Source organism: Acidovorax sp. GW821-FHT09A11, assembly GCF_059418365.1.
The window spans coordinates 262,925-279,886 of record NZ_JBWKPS010000001.1 but is presented as its reverse complement, the minus strand read 5'-3'; the positions used below and the strand labels follow the sequence as shown (position 1 = coordinate 279,886).

At 67.2% G+C, this 16,962-nt stretch carries 17 protein-coding genes; all 17 read right to left on the bottom strand.

The features are described from left to right. Positions 1-9: 9 nt before the first annotated feature. A complete protein-coding gene (locus AC07PV_RS01320) occupies positions 10-588 on the bottom strand; it encodes a methylated-DNA--[protein]-cysteine S-methyltransferase (protein WP_494629147.1) in 579 nt (192 codons plus the stop codon). Further along, a complete protein-coding gene (locus AC07PV_RS01315) occupies positions 578-1,483 on the bottom strand; it encodes an SDR family oxidoreductase (RefSeq protein ID WP_492253340.1) in 906 nt (301 codons plus the stop codon). Before AC07PV_RS01315 ends, AC07PV_RS01320 begins: the two co-directional genes overlap by 11 nt. After that, a complete protein-coding gene (locus AC07PV_RS01310) occupies positions 1,480-2,424 on the bottom strand; it encodes a glutathione S-transferase family protein (protein ID WP_494629146.1) in 945 nt (314 codons plus the stop codon). The genes AC07PV_RS01315 and AC07PV_RS01310 overlap by 4 nt, the downstream gene beginning before the upstream one ends. 40 nt (positions 2,425-2,464) lie before the next feature. Continuing rightward, positions 2,465-4,156 carry an isovaleryl-CoA dehydrogenase gene (locus AC07PV_RS01305; RefSeq protein ID WP_492804962.1) on the bottom strand — a complete coding sequence of 564 codons (1,692 nt, stop codon included), beginning with the start codon at positions 4,154-4,156 and terminating at the stop codon, positions 2,465-2,467. After that, complete coding sequence (locus AC07PV_RS01300) at positions 4,153-4,605, bottom strand: GNAT family N-acetyltransferase (RefSeq protein WP_218341107.1); 453 nt, start codon at positions 4,603-4,605, stop codon at positions 4,153-4,155. The genes AC07PV_RS01305 and AC07PV_RS01300 overlap by 4 nt, the downstream gene beginning before the upstream one ends. Continuing rightward, positions 4,605-5,621, bottom strand: coding sequence for an NADP-dependent oxidoreductase (locus AC07PV_RS01295; RefSeq protein WP_218294774.1), 1,017 nt, complete (start codon positions 5,619-5,621; stop codon positions 4,605-4,607). The genes AC07PV_RS01300 and AC07PV_RS01295 overlap by 1 nt, the downstream gene beginning before the upstream one ends. Before the next feature lie 94 nt (positions 5,622-5,715). Next, the gene (locus AC07PV_RS01290) at positions 5,716-6,147 is read right to left on the bottom strand and encodes a PaaI family thioesterase (RefSeq protein ID WP_218294773.1); all 432 of its coding nucleotides are present in this window, start codon (positions 6,145-6,147) and stop codon (positions 5,716-5,718) included. Between the two features lie 153 nt (positions 6,148-6,300). After that, positions 6,301-7,092 (bottom strand): SDR family oxidoreductase, encoded by a 792-nt coding sequence (locus AC07PV_RS01285; protein ID WP_494629144.1) that lies wholly within the window; start codon positions 7,090-7,092, stop codon positions 6,301-6,303. 145 nt (positions 7,093-7,237) lie between these two features. After that, complete coding sequence (locus tag AC07PV_RS01280; protein ID WP_494629142.1) at positions 7,238-7,438, bottom strand: hypothetical protein; 201 nt, start codon at positions 7,436-7,438, stop codon at positions 7,238-7,240. Beyond that, positions 7,438-9,291 (bottom strand): acyl-CoA dehydrogenase, encoded by a 1,854-nt coding sequence (locus tag AC07PV_RS01275; RefSeq protein ID WP_218294770.1) that lies wholly within the window; start codon positions 9,289-9,291, stop codon positions 7,438-7,440. The genes AC07PV_RS01280 and AC07PV_RS01275 overlap by 1 nt, the downstream gene beginning before the upstream one ends. Positions 9,292-9,345: 54 nt before the next feature. Beyond that, a complete protein-coding gene (locus AC07PV_RS01270; protein WP_494629141.1) occupies positions 9,346-9,822 on the bottom strand; it encodes a hypothetical protein in 477 nt (158 codons plus the stop codon). 136 nt (positions 9,823-9,958) lie between these two features. Then, positions 9,959-10,471, bottom strand: coding sequence for a PaaI family thioesterase (locus AC07PV_RS01265; RefSeq protein ID WP_494629140.1), 513 nt, complete (start codon positions 10,469-10,471; stop codon positions 9,959-9,961). Between the two features lie 3 nt (positions 10,472-10,474). Further along, positions 10,475-11,650, bottom strand: coding sequence for an acetyl-CoA C-acyltransferase (locus AC07PV_RS01260; RefSeq protein ID WP_218294768.1), 1,176 nt, complete (start codon positions 11,648-11,650; stop codon positions 10,475-10,477). 77 nt (positions 11,651-11,727) lie between these two features. Next, positions 11,728-13,827 (bottom strand): 3-hydroxyacyl-CoA dehydrogenase NAD-binding domain-containing protein, encoded by a 2,100-nt coding sequence (locus AC07PV_RS01255; RefSeq protein ID WP_218294767.1) that lies wholly within the window; start codon positions 13,825-13,827, stop codon positions 11,728-11,730. 310 nt (positions 13,828-14,137) lie between these two features. Further along, positions 14,138-14,833, bottom strand: a complete 696-nt coding sequence (locus AC07PV_RS01250) for an ABC transporter ATP-binding protein (protein ID WP_218294766.1) — start codon at positions 14,831-14,833, stop codon at positions 14,138-14,140. A 3-nt stretch (positions 14,834-14,836) separates the two neighbouring features. Further along, on the bottom strand, positions 14,837-15,628 hold the full coding sequence (locus AC07PV_RS01245) for an ABC transporter ATP-binding protein (RefSeq protein WP_218294765.1): 792 nt from the start codon (positions 15,626-15,628) through the stop codon (positions 14,837-14,839). A 2-nt stretch (positions 15,629-15,630) separates the two neighbouring features. Then, complete coding sequence (locus AC07PV_RS01240) at positions 15,631-16,962, bottom strand: branched-chain amino acid ABC transporter permease (protein WP_218294764.1); 1,332 nt, start codon at positions 16,960-16,962, stop codon at positions 15,631-15,633.

Below are 16,962 nucleotides of genomic sequence, written 5' to 3'. Positions count from 1 at the left end.
AGGCCGGGCTCAGTCCCGTGGCGCGAAGAGCGCCAGGGTCTCATGGGCAAACGCGCCCTCGATCTCCAGCATGCGCATCTTGGTGGCGGCCCCCCCACCGGCCGAGAAGCCGCCGGTCTTGCCGCCCGCCGCGAGGATGCGGTGGCAGGGCACCACGGGCGCGAAGGGGTTGTGGCCCAGCGCCTGCCCCACGGCGCGCGCGGCGCCGGGCTCGCCCAGGGCGGCGGCCATTTCGCCATAGGTCATGGTCCTGCCGGGCGGTATGCGCCGGGCCAGCTCGTAGACACGGGCATTGAAGGGCGGCACGCCCTCGGTGGCCAAGGGCACGTCGAGCAGGTCGTCGTGCGCGCCCGCGAGCAAGGCCACCACGCGGGCCGCCCAAGCGGCCACTTCGGGTGGCATGGGCGATTCAGGCGCACCCGGAAAGCGCCGCTGCATGCGCGCACGCGTGTGCGCCTCGCCCTCGTCCTCGGGCAGCTGCACACCGACCAGCAAGGGGCCATTCCAGGCCAGGCCACAGTGCCCCACCGCCGTCGAAAACAGCGCGAAGCCCTGGGCTGCTGCAGGCCCGCGTTTTTCAGTCAGCACGCAGGGCGGCCTTGAGCTGGGCGCCGATCTCGGGCTTGCCCGCGAAGGGGTCGGTGGGGTTGCGGCCCTGCAGCACGTCCTCCATGCGCGTCTGCACGGAAGCCAGCGCCTTGGGGTGGCTGTAGATGTAGAACTGGCCCTGCGAGGCCGCGTCGAACACCTTCTGCGCCACCTCGGCCGCCGTCACCTTGCCGCTGCCCACGGCCTTGTCGCTCATGGCCTGGCCGATGAGCTGGCTGCGCGTGGGCTTGCCGGCCTGCAGCTCGCCTGGGCGGTTGCGGTGGCTCTGGGCGATGCCGGTGGGCACGAAGTACGGGCACAACACGCTGGCGCTGATCTGGTCGGTGACGAGGGCCAGGTCCTGGTACAGCGTTTCGGACAGGCTCACCACCGCGTGCTTGCTGACGTTGTAGATGCCCATGTTGGGGGCATCGACCAGGCCGGCCATGCTGGCCGTGTTGACGATGTGGCCGCGCCAGGCGGGGTCCTTCTTCGCGGCGGCGAGCATCATGGGGGTGAACAGGCGCACGCCGTGGATCACGCCCCAGAGGTTCACGCCCAGCACCCACTCCCAGTCCTTGGCGGTGTTTTCCCACACCAGGCCGCCCGCGCCCACGCCGGCGTTGTTGAACACCAGGTGCGGCGCGCCAAAGCGCTGCTCCACGTCCGCCGCCAGCTGCTCCATCTGCGTTGCGTCGGACACGTCCACCTTGCGCGCCAGCACCTGGACACCGGCGGCCTGCGCCTCGGCGGCGGCCGCGTCGAGCGCGTCCTGCTGCACATCCACCAACACCAGGTTCATGTGGAGGCGCGCGCCGATGCGCGCGCATTCCAGGCCGAAGCCCGAACCCGCGCCGGTGAGAACGGCTGTCTTGCCTTTGAAATCGTCGATCATTTGGTGGCTTCGGCCTTTCGCAATGTGTAGCCAATCCGGGGGAAGTGCACATGCACCGTGCCCGCACGTGGGTCGGTACGGCGCAGGGTGTAGCGCGTGCGCGTGGCGGCGATCAGTTCGCCCTCCGTGGGTTCGGTGCCGAAGCTCTCGGCGGCAATCGCCACCGGGCTGCCGAGCGGGATGCCGTGCTCGTCCTGGAACACGTCGTCCGCCAGGGGCAGCGGGTCCAGCCCCGCCGCCACGGTGATGGCGTCCTCAGCGCTCAGCTTTTCCATGCGGCCATGGCCCAGGGCCGCCACGCGGTCCATCCATTCGAGCAACGCGGGCGTGGCGGCAAAGATGTCGGCCATCACCGGCACGCACTGGCGCGTGAACCACAGCGGATGGTAGGCGGCAAAGTCGGCCAGGCAGGGCTCGGCGCCGAACAGGAAGTCATGCTCCTCGGCCATGTGCGCGATGCGGCGCAGGTAGGAGCGGTAGGCCGCCGTGGCATCGGCCGGGCGCAGGCGCTGCATGCCGGCGCTCATCTCGCGGCGGTCTTCGCCAAAGGCCTGGGCCGCGGCCGGCGGCAGGTTGGCGAACATGGCCGATGCGCCCTTGGGCTGCAGGTTGTAGGCCATGGCGGCCCAGAACAGCGTGGTGTCGGCCCACTGGGCGAAGACCCGCGCCACGCCCTTGAGGTGTGGCGGGTAGAGCACGGGCTCGGGCTGCACGTGCTCGAGCACGTCGCAGACCAGGGCCGAGTCGCAGTAGATGTCGGCACCGATCTGCAGGAACGGCGTCTTGCGGTAGCCGCCCGTGAGCGCCACCACATCGGGCTTGGGCGCGATGCTGGGGATGATCACCGACTTCCAGGCCAGTTGCTTGTAGCCCAGCGCCAGCCGGATCTTTTCCGAGAAAGGGGACGAGGGGTAGTGGTGCAGGATCAGGGAGGTGGTCATCGGGGGCTCTCCGGCAAGGCTGTGGTGGTGGGGGTGCCGCTCATGCAGGCAGCGCGCGGTCCAGCAGGGCGTCGAAATCCACGCCCGCGCCCAGCGTGCCGAAACTGTAGCCCCAGTCGCCGCCCAGGCGCGCATCGCAGAAGGCGCCGAACACGCTGGCCGGCGCGCTCCTGTACAGCAGCGCGGCCTGCACGGCCAGGGCCACGTCCTGCGCCAGGCGCCGGGCCTCGGCCTCGGTGGTCATCGCGTCCACGCGCAGCGGCAGCGCGCTGGCCATGCGGTCGAGTGCCGGGTGGGCGCCGCGCGCCGGGGCCAGCTCGTCTGCCAGGGCCGCCGCCGTGTCGGCGCGGCGCACGGCGCGCAGCAGATCGAGCGCCATGATGTTGCCCGCGCCTTCCCAGATGGAGTTGAGCGGCATCTCGCGGTAGATGCGGGCCATGGTGCCTTCGCCGCCCTCCTCCACATAGCCGTTGCCGCCCAGGCACTCCATGGCCTCCTGGGCGAACGCGCTGCCGCGCTTGCACACCCAGAACTTGGCCACGGGCGTGAGCAGGCGGGCCATCACGGCCTCGTGCCCACTGCTGTCTTTTTGATCAAAAGCGCTGGCAAGCCTTATGGATAGTGCGGTAGCCGCTTCACTTTCAAGAGCAAGATCGGCCAGCACATTGCGCATGAGCGGCTGGTCGATGAGCTTCTTGCCAAAGGCCGAGCGCTGGCGCGTGTGGTGCAGCGCGATGCTCAGCGCCTGGCGCATGAGGCCGCTGGTGCCCAGGGCGCAGTCCAGGCGCGTCATGGTGCCCATCTCCAGGATCTGGGCCACGCCACGCCCCTCCTCGCCCACGCGCCAGGCCAGCGCATCGATGAACTCGACCTCGGAACTCGCGTTGGCGTGGTTGCCCAGCTTGTCCTTCAGGCGCTGGATGCGGATGGTGTTGACGGACCCCTCCCCTTCACCGGGCAGCACGCGCGGCAGGAAGAAGCAGGTGAGCCCGCCGGGCGCCTGCGCCAGGATCAGGAAGGCATCACACATGGGCGCCGAGAAGAACCATTTGTGCCCGGTGATGCGGTAGCGCGGGCCCCAGGCGTCCTCGCCATCAGGCACCGCCTGCGTGGTGTTGGCGCGCACGTCCGAGCCGCCCTGCTTCTCGGTCATGCCCATGCCCATGGTGAGCGCGGTTTTTTGCGAGAACAGGGCCAGGCGCGGGTCGTACCGCGTGCTGGCCAGGCCCGCGCTCCAGTCGGCCCACACGGCGGGGTTGCCGCGCAGCGCGGGCGTGACGGCGTAGCTCATGGAGACGGGGCACAGCACCGAGGGCTCGGCCTCGGTGAACAGCATGAAGCCCGCCGCGCGCTCGATGTGGGCATGCGGCACCGGCGCGCCCGCCGCATCCTTGCGCGACCAGGGCGTGGCGTGCAGCCCGTGGCGCAGCGCCGCGCCGATGAGCGCGTGGTAGCTGGGGTGGAACTCCACCACATCGGTGCGGTGGCCGAAACGGTCGTGCGTGCGCAGCTGGGGCTGGCAGGTGTTGGCCAGGCGGGCATGGGCCTGCATCTCGGCGGAGCCCATCTCGGCGCCCAGCGCGGTCAGGCCTTCCAGCGGCAGCGCCGGGCTGTGCAGGCGCAGCGCATCCTGCAAGGGACGGTTGGTGGTGAACAGATTGACGTCGGCCCAGGGGGTGCTCTGGTTGAACACCTCATGGGTGCTGGCGGGGCGGGCAGCGGCAGTGGTCATGATGGGCTCCACAACATTTCGATATGGGGGATATCGTCTTCGAGGTATTCGTCCGACACGGCCGCGAAGCCCAGGCTGCCGTAAAAGCGCTGCAGGTGGGCCTGCGCACTGATGCGGATGGACTGGCCGGGCCACGCACCGCTGCAACGGGCGATGCCTTCCAGCATCAGCGCCCGGCCCGTGCCGTTGCCGCGCGCCTCCCGGGCCGTGACCACGCGGCCGATGGACGGCTCGGGGTAGTTCACGCCCGGGTCCACCACGCGCAGGCAGGCCTGCAGCGCACCGGCCTCGCCATAGCCCAGCAGGTGCCACGATTGCTTGTCCGCGCCGTCCGGGTCCTGGTACGGGCCCTGCTCCAGGATGAAGACCCTGCAGCGCAGGGCCAGGGCGTCATGCAGCGCGTGCACGCCCAGGTCATCGAAGCGGGCCCAGACCCAACGGAGCGTCATCAGATCAGCTTCACCAGTTGCTTGCCGAAGTTCTTGCCCTTGAGCAGGCCCAGGAAGGCCTCGGGCGCGGCGGCAATGCCCTGCGCCACCGTCTCGCGCGGGCGCAGCTTGCCGGTGCCCACCAGGGTGCCCAGCTCCTTGAGCGCCTCGGGCCACACTTCCATGTGTTCACTCACGATGAAGCCCTCGATCTTCATGCGGTTGATCAGCATCAGCGCGGGGTTGGCCATGGGCAGGGGCTGGCCGTCATAGCCGGCGATCATGCCGCACAGCGCCACGCGGCTGAAGGCGTTCATGCGCAGCATCACGGCGTCCATGATCCAGCCGCCCACGTTCTCGAAGTAGCCGTCGATGCCGTTCGGGCAGGCTTCCTTCAAGGCCTTGGACAGGGCCTTCACATCGCTGTGTTCCTTGTAGTCGATGCAGGCGTCGAAGCCCAGTTCCTCGACCGCATAGCGGCACTTGTCGGCACCGCCGGCAATGCCCACCGCGCGGCAGCCGCGCGCCTTGGCCAGCGCGGCGAAGGCGCTGCCCACGGCGCCAGTGGCGGCGCTCACCACCACGGTGTCGCCTTCCTTGGGGGCGATGATCTTCACCAGGCCGTACCACGCCGTCACGCCGGGCATGCCCACGGCGCCCAGGTAGTGCGACAGCGGCACATGGGTGGTGTCCACCTTGCGCAGCGCGCCCACGGCATTGCCGTCCACCACGCTGTACTCCTGCCAGCCGCCCATGCCCACCACCTTGTCGCCCACGGCGTACTTGGGGTGGCGGCTCTCGGCCACCTCGCCCACGGTGCCGCCGATCATGACCTCGCCCAGGCCCTGGGACGCCGCATAGCTCTTGCTCTCGTTCATGCGGCCGCGCATGTAGGGGTCCAAACTCAGGTAGTGGTGGCGCACCAGCACCTGGCCGTCCTGCAGCGCAGGCGTGTCCACCGCCACCAGCTTGAAGTTGCTGGCCACGGCCTCGCCCTGGGGGCGGTTGTCGAGAACGATCTGTTGGTTGCGTGGCATGGGAAGCTCCTTGAACATTTGCTACTATTTTGATAGCTTCCAGCGCTTATCCATCAAGCGCCAGCGGCCATTTTTACTCAAATTCTGAGCGAACTCAGTCGGTGGAAATCACCTTGAGGCCATTCGCGGTGCGGCTGTCCACCGGCAGGCGCTTCACGTACTTGAAGGTGCCGGTGGCGTGGCTGCACACCTTGCCTTGCGCGTCGTACACCGTGCCTTCGGTGAACGCCATGGTGGCGGTGCGGTGGATGAGCCGCCCCTTGGCCACCAGCGGGCCGCGGGCGGGCTGCATGAAGCTGGTCTTCATCTCGATGGTGACCACGCCCATGTCGGGCGTCTCGCTGCGCGCGGCCGTGGCCATGGTCACGTCCAGCAGCGTCATCGACGCGCCGCCGTGGGTCACGTCGAAGGAGTTCAGGTGCTCGGGCCTGGCTTCGTAGCGCAGTTCGGATTCGCCCTTTTCCATGCGGTGCAGGGTGAAGCCAAGGTGGCTGACAAAGGGAATTTCGACACCAAAACTTTTCACGGCATTTCCTCAGTACACAAACTCAAAAACTGGCGCGGCCCCAGCCAGCGACCGCCGCGCAAGGGCCGCCCCGCCGCGCTGGCGGTGTTCCCCTTCCCGGCGAAGCCGAGAGAAGGGGGAAGGCGCGAAGCGCCTCGGGAGGTTGTACTCCAACTAGCCGCCCGTGACGATGCTCACGCCGCCATCGACCGCAAGCCACTGGCCCGTGATGTGCTTGCCGGCATCGGACGCATACAGCGCACACAGGCCCTTCAAATCCTCATCGTCGCCCAGGCGGCCCAGGGGAGCATGCGCCGCCAGTGCTTCCTCGCCCATGGCCTTCAGGGTACCCACCGTCATCTTGCTCGGGAAGAAGCCTGGGCAGATGGCGTTGACGCGGATGTTGTAGGCGCCCCATTCTGCCGCCAGCGCACGGGTGAAGTTGATCACCGCGCCCTTGGAGGTGTTATAGGCAATGGTATTCATGCCCTTGGGGTTGCCGCCCAGGCCGGCGATGGATGCCACATTGATGATGCTGCCGCCGCGGCGGCCGATCATGCTGTGCTTGGCGATGTGCTGGGAGAGGATGAAATAGCCGCGCACGTTGAGGTTCATCACCTTGTCCCAGGCCTCCACGGGATGGTCCTCGGCCGGTGCGCCCCAGGCGGCGCCCGCGTTGTTCACGAGGATGTCCACGTGGCCCAGGCGCTGCAGCGTCTCGTCGGCCAGGCGGCGGATGTCGGCCTCGTTGGCGCAGTCGGCGGCGATCCAGCGGGCGTCGATGCCGGCGGCCTGCAGGTCGGCGGCGGCTTCTTCCAGGTCGGACGCCTTGCGCGAACTCAGCACGATCTTGGCGCCGGCCTCGCCCAGCGCATGGGCCAGCTGCAGGCCCAGGCCGCGCGAGCCGCCGGTGACGAGCGCGGTCTTGCCAGTCAGGTCAAACAATTGTTGGATGGTGCGGGTCATGGGTTGTCTCCTTGGGTTGCTCTGGATGGGTCGTCTGCCCGGAACGGAGGCGCCACGCGCCGCGCTGTTCCGGCAGGGGAAATCAGTCAATGATTGTGCGGCGCAACGCGGGGCCATTGTGTCGCCACCGCGTCGGCCGGCGGGGTCAGCCCGCCTTCAGGCGCGCGCGCACCGCGATCAGCGCCACGCCCACCACGGCCACCAGGGCGCCGCCCACCACCAGGCTCCAGCCCAGCGCACCATCGGCGCGCCCCGTGGCGATGCCCAGCACCAGCGTGAGCAGGCCGCCGTAGATGAGTGTCCAGATGAGCTTGTGCAGGCGTTGCAGCGTTCGGGGTGCCACCATCAGAACGCCTCTTCGGGAAAGGCGGCGCAGGTCGCATCGCGCGCGCTCACCACCTGCAGCCAGGCACCGATCTTGGGCAGCTCGTAGTGGAAGAAAAAGCGCATCGCGCCCATGCGGCCCACGCTGGCCGGCCGGGCCAGCTGTGCATCGGCGGCCAGCGTGACCAGCGCCACGTCCAGCCACACCCAGGCCAGCACCATGTGGCCAAAGGCCTGCATGTAGGGCACGGCATTGGCCAGCGCGTCGGCGGGCTGGCCCGTGGCCCATGCGGCCTTGGTGGCGGCGCCCACCTGCTGCAGCGCCGCGCCCAGCGCGTTGGCATGCGCGGCCAGCGCGGGCACCTGGATCGCGCGTTCGATGGTGGCATTGATACGCCCGGCCAGCAGTTGCAGGCCACGCCCGCCCTCCATCAGCACCTTGCGGCCCAGCAGGTCCATGGCCTGGATGCCGTGCGTGCCCTCGTGGATCATGTTCAGGCGGTTGTCGCGCCAGTACTGCTCCACCGGGAAATCGCGCGTATAGCCGTAGCCGCCGTGGATCTGGATGGCCAGGCTGTTGGCCTCCAGGCACCACTCGCTGGGCCAGCTCTTGGCGATGGGAGTCAGCACCTCCAGCAGCAGGCGCGCCTCGTCGGCGGCGGCCGAATCGCCCGTGGCCTGCTCGTCCACCAGGCGCGCGCAGAACAGGTTGAGCGCCAGTGCGCCCTCGCCGTACGATTTTTGCGCCAGCAGCATGCGCTTGACGTCGGCGTGCTCGATGATGCGCACCTGCGGCTGGGCCACGTCCTTCACCACGGCAGCGGCGCCATCCTTGGGTCCCTGCACCGGACGGCCCTGGGGGCGGTTCTTCGCGTAGTCGAGGCTCGCGTAGTAGCCCGCCAGGCCCAGCATGGTCGCGGCCATGCCGATGCCGATGCGCGCCTCGTTCATCATGTGGAACATGCAGTGCAGGCCCTTGCCGGGCTGGCCTACCAGGTAGCCCACGGCGCCGGCCTCGCCATCGACCGGGTACTTGCCCTCGCCGAAGTTGAGCAGCGTGTTGGTCGTGCCGCGCCAGCCGAGCTTGTGGTTCAGGCCCGCCAGCGCCACGTCGTTGCGCACGCCGGTGAGCTTGCCGTCGGTGTCCACCAGTTTCTTGGGCACGATGAAGAGCGAAATGCCCTTGGTGCCGGGCACGAGCTTGCCGTCGGGCCCGGGGATCTTGGCCAGCACCAGATGGATGATGTTCTCGGTGAGCTCGTGCTCGCCGGCCGAGATCCACATCTTGTTGCCCTTCAAGCGGTAGCGCGGGCCCAGCGGGTCGCTCTCGAAGCCCTCGCCATCGGGCACGGCGCGCGTGGCCACGTCGCTGAGCGACGAACCCGCCTGCGGCTCCGACAGGCACATGGTGCCCGAGAAGCGGCCCGAGAATTCGTTGAGCGCGAACACGGTTTTCTGCGCCTCGGTGCCATGCACCATCAACAGGTTGGCATTGCCCACCGTGAGCAGGCCCGAGCCCATGCTGATCGACGCCACGGCGAAGAAGCTGTTGGCCGCGGCCTCCACCGTGTAGGGCAGCTGCATGCCGCCAATGTCGTAGTCCTGCGCGGCACTGAGCATGCCCGAGGCCGCGTAGGCCTTCTGCGCATCGTGCGTGCACTGGGGCAGCGTGACCTTCTCGCCGTCGAAATGAGGCTCCTCGATGTCCACCGTGCGGTTGAAGGGCGCGTACTTCTCGCGCGCGATGCGCTCGCAGGTGTCGAGCACCGCGTCGAAGGTGTCGCGCGAATGGTCGGAAAAACGCGTGCGGGCCGTCAGGGCCTTGGCATCAAGCCAGTCGTACAGCAGGAAGTCGAGGGTGGAACGCAGGGTCATAAGGTCTCCTTGTCACTGCGTGCAATGCCCGGTCCAGCCCCTGCGTTCAGGGGCTCAGCGTGCGGGCAGCACAATATTCTTGAAACACCAGTAGTCCATGTCCGAATCGGGCCTGGGCTGGCAACTGGCCTCGCCCAGCTGCAGGCGCGATGCACCCGCGGGGAGCGGCGGGAAGGTGATCTTGAGGATCTTGGTGCGGCCGGGCTTCACCACATCCATCTTCACATTGCAGAACGTCAGGCCGCTGATCGCCTGCTGCTGCAGCACGGCGCCGCTGCCCAGGTCCTTGAGCGTGAACGCATCGGCCGAGCCGGTGGGCTGCGCGCAGGCCTCAAACGCCTCGTCGGTGGTGTTTTTCACCAGCAGCGTCGCACGCGTCTGCCGCGCGTCGAGCACGATGTCCTGCAGCACCACGTCAGGATCGGACTCCAGCGGCAGCTGGAGCTTGAAGCTCTGGGCGTGGGCGCCACATGCCATGGCCAGGGCCGACAGGGCGACAAGAAGGGGGGCGGAAGGAAGCAGGCAACGCATGGAAGGTACCGGGTTGGGGTGGAGGACGGAGGCCAGGGCCACCAGCACACCGGTGGCCGCGGGGATTCTGCCCGTGCGGCCGGCACCGGACCTCCACGTCACGCCCCGACAAAGAAACAATTTGTAGTCCGCCCCTTCATCCCCTCAGTCTTCGCCCGCCGCGGCCCCTTCGCCCCGGCACGCCCTGCCCCGCCGCAGCGGGCAATGCCGCAATCGTGCCCTGCGCCACGGCGCAGAGCTTTTCCTGCCCGCCCCGGACCGCAAATACCTCGCAGCGGCATACAGCCTGGCTCTTGCCATGGTGCACCGCCTCGGCACGGGCCAGCAGGCGTTCGCCCACCGCGGGCCGCAGGTAGTTGATCTTGAACTCGGACGTGACCACCGGCACCTGCATGGCCGTTCCGCCGGCATAGGTGAGCGCGTTGTCCGCGAGATAGCTCACCACCCCGCCGTGCGCAAAACCATGCTGCTGGAGCAGCTGCGGCGTGAACGCCAGGGACAGCTCGCACCGGCCCGGCGCCAGCGCCGCCAGCTCCGCCCCCAGCAGCACGCTGAAGGGCTGGTTGGCCAGCACCTGCCGGCCCAGCGCCAGGAAGGCCTCGGGCGAGGCCATCCCGGACCGCATGTCGGTGGAGCGGTCCGAGGCCATGCCTCAGAACACCTCGAACACGCCTGCGGCACCCATGCCGCCGCCAATGCACATCGTCACGCACACGCGCTTGGCGGCGCGGCGCTTGCCTTCGATGAGCGCATGGCCCGTGAGGCGCTGGCCCGACACGCCGTAGGGATGGCCCACGGCAATGGCCCCCCCGTTCACGTTCAGGCGGTCCGCCGGAATGCCCAGCTTGTCGCGGCAATAGATCACCTGCACCGCGAAGGCTTCGTTGAGCTCCCACAGGTCGATGTCGTTGACCGTGAGACCCAGCTTCTTGAGCACCTTGGGCACGGCGAAGACCGGGCCGATGCCCATCTCGTCGGGTTCGCAGCCCGCCACCGCGAAGCCCAGGAAGCGGCCCAGGGGTTTCAGGCCCTTCTTGCTGGCGTACTCCTCGCTGGTCACCACGCAGGCGCCCGCGCCGTCGGAAAACTGGCTGGCATTGCCGGCCGAGATCAGGCCGCCGGGCAGCGCCGAGCGCAGGCCCTGGATCGCCTCGACCGTGGTGCCTTCACGCGTGCCTTCGTCCTTGCTCACCGTGACCTGCCTGGTGATCAGGCCCAGTGTCTTGTCGGCCACGCCGGCAGTGACGGTGATGGGGGCGATCTCGGCGTCGAAGAGGCCGGCGGCCTGCGCCGCGCAGGCCTTTTGCTGGCTGGCGGCACCGTATTCGTCCATGGCTTCACGGCCGATGTTGTAGCGCTTGGCCACCTGCTCGGCGGTCTGCAGCATGCTCCAGTAGATCTCGGGCTTCTGCTTGGCCAGGGCCAGGTCCTGGATCATGTGCAGGTTCATCTCCTGCTGCACGCAGGAGATGCTCTCCACGCCGCCGGCCACGAACACGTCGGCTTCGCCCGCGATGATGCGCTGGGCGGCCAGGGCGATGGTCTGCAGCCCGGAGGAGCAGAAACGGTTCACCGTCACGCCCGAGCTCGTGATGGGCAGGCCGGCCTTGAGCGCGATCTGGCGGGCGATGTTGCTGCCGGTGGCGCCTTCGGGCGTGGCGCAGCCCATGATGACGTCATCGACATCGGCGCCATCGATGCCGGCGCGCGCCACGGCGTGCTGCACGGCATGGCCGCCCAGCGTGGCGCCGTGGGTCATGTTGAAGGAACCCTTCCAGCTCTTGGCGAGCGGGGTGCGGGCGGTGGAAACAATCACTGCGGAGGTCATGGGGAAATCCTTTCAGGGGGTGGAACGCACCCGTGGCGGCCTGCGGCCTGCGCACGCGGTGCGGCTTCGCATCGATGTCAGTTGAACGCCTTGCCTTCTGCGGCGAGTTTGGCCAGCAGCGGGGCGGGCTTCCAGAACGCCGCATCGTCGTTGGGGTTCTTGGCAAAGCGGTCCATAGCCTGCACCACGTTGAACAGGCCCACTTCGCTGGCGTAGTGCATGGGGCCGCCGCGGTGAATGGGGAAGCCGTAGCCCGTGAGGTACACCATGTCGATGTCGCCCGACTTGCTGGCGATGCCGTCTTCCAGGATGTGCGCGCCTTCGTTGACCAGGGCGAACACCAGGCGCTGGACGATCTCTTCGTCCGAAATCTTGCGCGGCGTGATGCCCAGTTCCTTGCGGTGGTCTTCGATCATCTTGTTGACCAGGTCGCTCGGGATCGCATCGCGCTTGCCGGCCTGGTAGTCGTACCAGCCCGCGCCTGTCTTCTGGCCGAAGCGGCCCAGCTCGCACAGTTTGTCGGCGGTCCGGCTGTACTTCATGTCGGCGCGCTCCACGGCGCGGCGCTTGCGGATGGCCCAGCCGATGTCGTTGCCGGCCAGGTCGCCCATGCGGAACGGACCCATGGCAAAGCCGAACTTCTCGACCGCCTTGTCCACCTGCTGGGGAGTGCAGCCTTCGTCCAGCAGAAATCCTGCCTGGCGGCTGTACTGCTCGATCATGCGGTTGCCGATGAAACCATCGCACACGCCCGAGACCACGGAAGTCTTCTTGATCTTCTTGCCGATGGCCATCACGGTGGCCAGCACGTCCTTGGCGGTGTGCTTGCCGCGCACCACTTCCAGCAGCTTCATCACGTTGGCGGGGCTGAAGAAGTGCATGCCCACCACGTCCTGCGGACGCTGGGTGAAGGCGGCGATCTTGTCCACGTCGAGCGTGGAGGTGTTGGAGGCCAGGATGGCACCGGGCTTGGCCACGGCGTCGAGCTGCTTGAACACGGCTTCCTTGACGCCCATCTCCTCGAACACGGCTTCGATGATGAGGTCGCAGTCCTTGAGATCGTCGTAGCTCAGCGTGGTGCTAAGCAGGGCCATGCGCTGCTCGTACTTGTCCTGCTTGAGCTTGCCCTTCTTGACCTGGGCTTCGTAGTTCTTCTTGATCGTGGCCACGCCACGGTCCAGGGCTTCCTGCTTCATCTCCAGGATCTTGACGGGGACGCCCGCGTTCAGGAAATTCATGGAGATGCCGCCGCCCATGGTGCCGGCGCCGATCACGCCCACCAGCTTGATGTCGCGCTTGGGGGTGTCGGACGGCACGTCGGGAATCTTGCTGGCCGCACGCTCGGCCATGAACAGGTGGCGCAGCGCGCGCGACTCGGCCGTCCACATCAGGTTGATGAAGATCTCGCGCTCGACCAGCATGCCTTCGGCAAACTTCTTCTTCGTGGCGGCTTCGACCGCGTCCACGCACTTGGCGGGCGCCGGGAAGTTCTTGGCCATGCCCTTGACCATGTTGCGCGCGAACTGGAAGTACGCGTCGCCTTCGGGATGCTTGCAGGGGAAATTGCGCACCAGGGGCAGCGGACGGGCGTCAGCCACGCTCTGGGCGAAGGCCAGGGCTTCCTGCGCCAGGGACTCGGCGGACGCGGCCATCTTGTCAAACAGCTTCTGGCCTGGCACGCCACCAATCATTTCGCTCTTGACGGGCTCGCCGCTCACGATCATGTTGAGCGCCGCCTCCACGCCGATCACGCGCGGCAGGCGCTGCGTGCCACCCGCGCCGGGGATCAGGCCCAGCTTGACTTCCGGCAGCGCGATGGCGCAGCCAGGCGCGGCAATGCGGTAGTGGCAACCCAGAGCCAGCTCCAGGCCACCGCCCATGGCGACCGTGTGCATGGCGGCGACGACGGGCTTGGCCGAGTTCTCGATGGCGGCGATCACCGACAGCAGGTTGGGCTCCTGCAGGGACTTGTCGGTGCCGAACTCCTTGATGTCGGCCCCCCCGGAGAAGGCCCCGCCAGCGCCGGTGATGACGATGGAAGTGACCGCTGCATCGGCATTGGCACGGCCGAGGCCGTCCACGATGCCCTGGCGGGTCGCCAGACCGAGTCCGTTGACGGGGGGATTGGCCATGGTGATCACGGCAACGGAGCCGTGGACTTTGTATTCAGCGGTCATGGTGCTGTTGTTCCTTGGAGAGTGAAAAAGAACGATCGTGCGTTTTTATTGTAGAGACTTCGCGCGGCGCTGGCGTGTCAATTTGTCCCGGTGGGGACATGGCTCCTGGCCGCCAACCCGTCTCTTCGGGCAAAAAAAGAGGCGCCAGGTCAGTCCAGGCGCCTCTCTGGGCCAATCACAGGCTGTAGCAGGGCTCATGGCCTTTGAATCGGACGCGGCCAAGGCCAGCGCTCCCGCGCAAGGGCCGCCCCGCCGCGCTGGGAGCGCCCCCCCCCGTGGGGGGATGGCGCGAAGCGACTCAGGAGGGCCTTCATACCTCCAGCCATTCCTTGCGGATGTAGTTGTCGGCCCGCAGGCTGTCCGGCGTGCCCTGGAAGACGATGGAGCCATGCCCCATCACCAGCGCGCGGTCCGAGATCTTCATGGCGATGGTCAGCTTCTGCTCGATCAGCAGCACCGAGATGCCGCGCGCCTTGATGGTCTGCAGGTACTGGCCCACCAGTTCGACGATCTTGGGCGCCAGGCCCTCGGTCGGCTCGTCGATGATGATCAGGTCCGGGTCGCCCATGAGCGTGCGGCACAGCGTGAGCATCTGCTGCTCGCCGCCGGACATCACCCCCGCCTCGGTGTGCTGGCGCTCCTTGAGGCGCGGGAACATCTCGTACATGTCGTCGAACGACCAGCGGCTGCCCTTGCCGTTGCCCTTCTGGCCGAGCAGCAGGTTCTGGTGCACGGTGAGGTTGGGGAACACGTCCCGGCTCTCGGGCACGTAGCCCAGGCCCAGGTGGGCGATCTCATAGGCCTTCTTGCCATTGAGGTCCTGGCCCTTGAACTGCAGCGTGCCCTCCCAGTCCACCAGTCCCATGATGGCCTTGGCGGTGGTGGAGCGGCCCGAGCCGTTGCGCCCGAGCAGCGCCACGATCTCGCCGGGCTGCACGTCGAAGCTCACGCCATGCAGCACATGGCTCTTGCCGTAGTAGGCGTGGAGATTGTCTATTTTCAGCATAAGTCAGTGTCCCGCGCCCTGCTCGTCGGCCACGGCCGATCCCAGGTAGGCCTCCTGCACGCGCGCATTGGCGCGCACCTTCTCGGGTGTATCGAAAGCGATCACCTCGCCATACACCACCACGGCGATCTTGTCGGCCAGGCCGAACACCACGCCCATGTCGTGCTCCACCGTGAGCAGGGTGCGGCCCTCGGTCACCTCCTTGATCAGGTGGATGAAGCGCGTGGTCTCGCTCTTGCTCATGCCGGCCGTGGGTTCGTCCAGCAGGATCACGTTGGCGCCGCCCGCGATGGTGATGCCGATCTCGAGAGCGCGCTGCTCGGCATACGTGAGGTTCATGGCCAGCGTGTCGCGTTTCTTGTCGAGCTTGATCATCTCCATGAGCTGCTTGGCGCGCTCGTTGGCGTCGTGCAGGTTCGACAGGAAACGCAGGAAGGTGTAGCGGTAGCCCATGCTCCACAGCACGCCGCAGCGCAGGTTCTCGAACACCGAGAGCTTGGGAAAGATGTTCGTGATCTGGAAGCTGCGCGACAGCCCCTTGCGGTTGATCTCGTACGGTGCCAGGCCGTTGATGCGCTGGCCGTTGAGGATCACGTCCCCACTGGTGGGTGCGAAGCGCCCGCTGATGAGGTTGAACAGCGTGGACTTGCCCGCGCCGTTGGGGCCGATGATGGCCACGCGTTCGCCCGGAGCGACCGCCAGGTTCGCGCCACGGATGATTTCCGTCTTGCCAAAGCTCTTGCGCAGGTCGCGCAGTTCGAGCGCATAGGTATTGGTTGCGTTGTCAGCCGCCATGTTTACAGCGCCTCCCCACGCTTGATTTCATGTTCGATCTCTTCCTGGATCGTGCTCCACTGGCGCACGAACTGGCGACGGCAGAGTTCAAAGAGTCCAAAGCCCGTGACCATCACGAAAATGGCGCCGAACCAGCTCGTGAAGCCCTTGGCATTGAGTGTCGCGCCCAGGAACGTCAGCTCAGGCCCCAGCGCTGCGTTGAGCTGCAGGTGGTAGGTCATCTCGATCATGCAGGCCGCACCCATCACGCCCACCAGCGCCGTGCCGGCCAGGGCCAGGTAGGAGCTCCAGAGCGGGCGCAGCTTGCCGTACTTGGCCAGCCGCAGGTTCATCATGATCAGGCTGGCGATGCCGCCGGGCGCATACATCACCATGAACAGGAACACGAGGCCCAGGTACAGCAGCCAGGCCTTGGACAGCTCGGACAGCAGCACCGACGCCAGCACCAGCAGCACCGCGCCGATGATGGGCCCGAAGAAGAAGGTGGCACCGCCCAGGAACGTGAACAGCAGGTAGCCGCCGGATCGGATCACGCTCAGGCTGTCGGCGCCCGTGATGATCTCGAAGTTGATGGTGGCCAGCCCCCCGCCAATGCCCGCGAAGAAGCCCGCGATGATGAACGCGAAGTAGCGCACGCGCTGCGTGTTGTAGCCGATGAACTCCACGCGCTCGGGGTTGTCGCGCACGGCGTTCAGGATGCGGCCCAGCGGCGTGCCGGTGAACGCGAACATGGCGGCGGTGCAGACGAAGCAATAGGCTGCGATCAGGTAGTACACCTGCATGCCCGAGCCGAAGTTCAGGCCGAAGAAGGCCTTGCCATACACGCGGTCGGTGGTAATGCCGCCCTCCCCGCCAAAGAACTCAGGGAACATCAGCGCCATGGAGGCGACCAGTTCGCCAATGCCCAGCGTGATCATGGCGAAGGTGGTGCCCGACTTCTTGGTCGTCACGAAACCGAGCAGGATGGCGAAGAACGCTCCGGCCAGGCCGCCGACCAGCGGGATGAACACCAGGGGAATGTTGACCGAGCCCTTGGTCGCCATGTTCATCGCGTGGATGGCGATGAACGAACCCAGCCCGGTGTACACCGCGTGGCCGAAACTCAGCATCCCCCCCTGCCCCAGCAGGATGTTGTAGGACAGGCAGATGATGATCAGGTAGCCGATCTGCGAGAGCATGGTCAGTGCCAGGCTGCTGCGAAACAGCATGGGCGCGACGATGAGCATGACCGCGAACAGGGTCCAGATCATGAACCGGCCCACGTTCCACGGCTTGAACCGGTAGTAGGAGGTGGCGCTGGAAACAGCGGGGGTGGTTGTCGTAGTGGAATTCAT

Bases quoted from the DNA above. Each gene is read 5' to 3' on its own strand.
- AC07PV_RS01240 (WP_218294764.1), bottom strand. From the start codon at position 16,962: ATGAATTCCACTACGACAACCACCCCCGCTGTTTCCAGCGCCACCTCC.
- AC07PV_RS01285 (WP_494629144.1), bottom strand. From the start codon at position 7,092: ATGACCCGCACCATCCAACAATTGTTTGACCTGACTGGCAAGACCGCG.
- AC07PV_RS01260 (WP_218294768.1), bottom strand. From the start codon at position 11,650: ATGACCTCCGCAGTGATTGTTTCCACCGCCCGCACCCCGCTCGCCAAG.
- AC07PV_RS01280 (WP_494629142.1), bottom strand. From the start codon at position 7,438: ATGGTGGCACCCCGAACGCTGCAACGCCTGCACAAGCTCATCTGGACA.
- AC07PV_RS01310 (WP_494629146.1), bottom strand. From the start codon at position 2,424: ATGACCACCTCCCTGATCCTGCACCACTACCCCTCGTCCCCTTTCTCG.
- AC07PV_RS01300 (WP_218341107.1), bottom strand. From the start codon at position 4,605: ATGACGCTCCGTTGGGTCTGGGCCCGCTTCGATGACCTGGGCGTGCAC.
- AC07PV_RS01265 (WP_494629140.1), bottom strand. From the start codon at position 10,471: ATGGCCTCGGACCGCTCCACCGACATGCGGTCCGGGATGGCCTCGCCC.
- AC07PV_RS01245 (WP_218294765.1), bottom strand. From the start codon at position 15,628: ATGGCGGCTGACAACGCAACCAATACCTATGCGCTCGAACTGCGCGAC.
- AC07PV_RS01255 (WP_218294767.1), bottom strand. From the start codon at position 13,827: ATGACCGCTGAATACAAAGTCCACGGCTCCGTTGCCGTGATCACCATG.
- AC07PV_RS01315 (WP_492253340.1), bottom strand. From the start codon at position 1,483: ATGATCGACGATTTCAAAGGCAAGACAGCCGTTCTCACCGGCGCGGGT.
- AC07PV_RS01250 (WP_218294766.1), bottom strand. From the start codon at position 14,833: ATGCTGAAAATAGACAATCTCCACGCCTACTACGGCAAGAGCCATGTG.
- AC07PV_RS01270 (WP_494629141.1), bottom strand. From the start codon at position 9,822: ATGCGTTGCCTGCTTCCTTCCGCCCCCCTTCTTGTCGCCCTGTCGGCC.
- AC07PV_RS01275 (WP_218294770.1), bottom strand. From the start codon at position 9,291: ATGACCCTGCGTTCCACCCTCGACTTCCTGCTGTACGACTGGCTTGAT.
- AC07PV_RS01305 (WP_492804962.1), bottom strand. From the start codon at position 4,156: ATGACCACTGCCGCTGCCCGCCCCGCCAGCACCCATGAGGTGTTCAAC.
- AC07PV_RS01295 (WP_218294774.1), bottom strand. From the start codon at position 5,621: ATGCCACGCAACCAACAGATCGTTCTCGACAACCGCCCCCAGGGCGAG.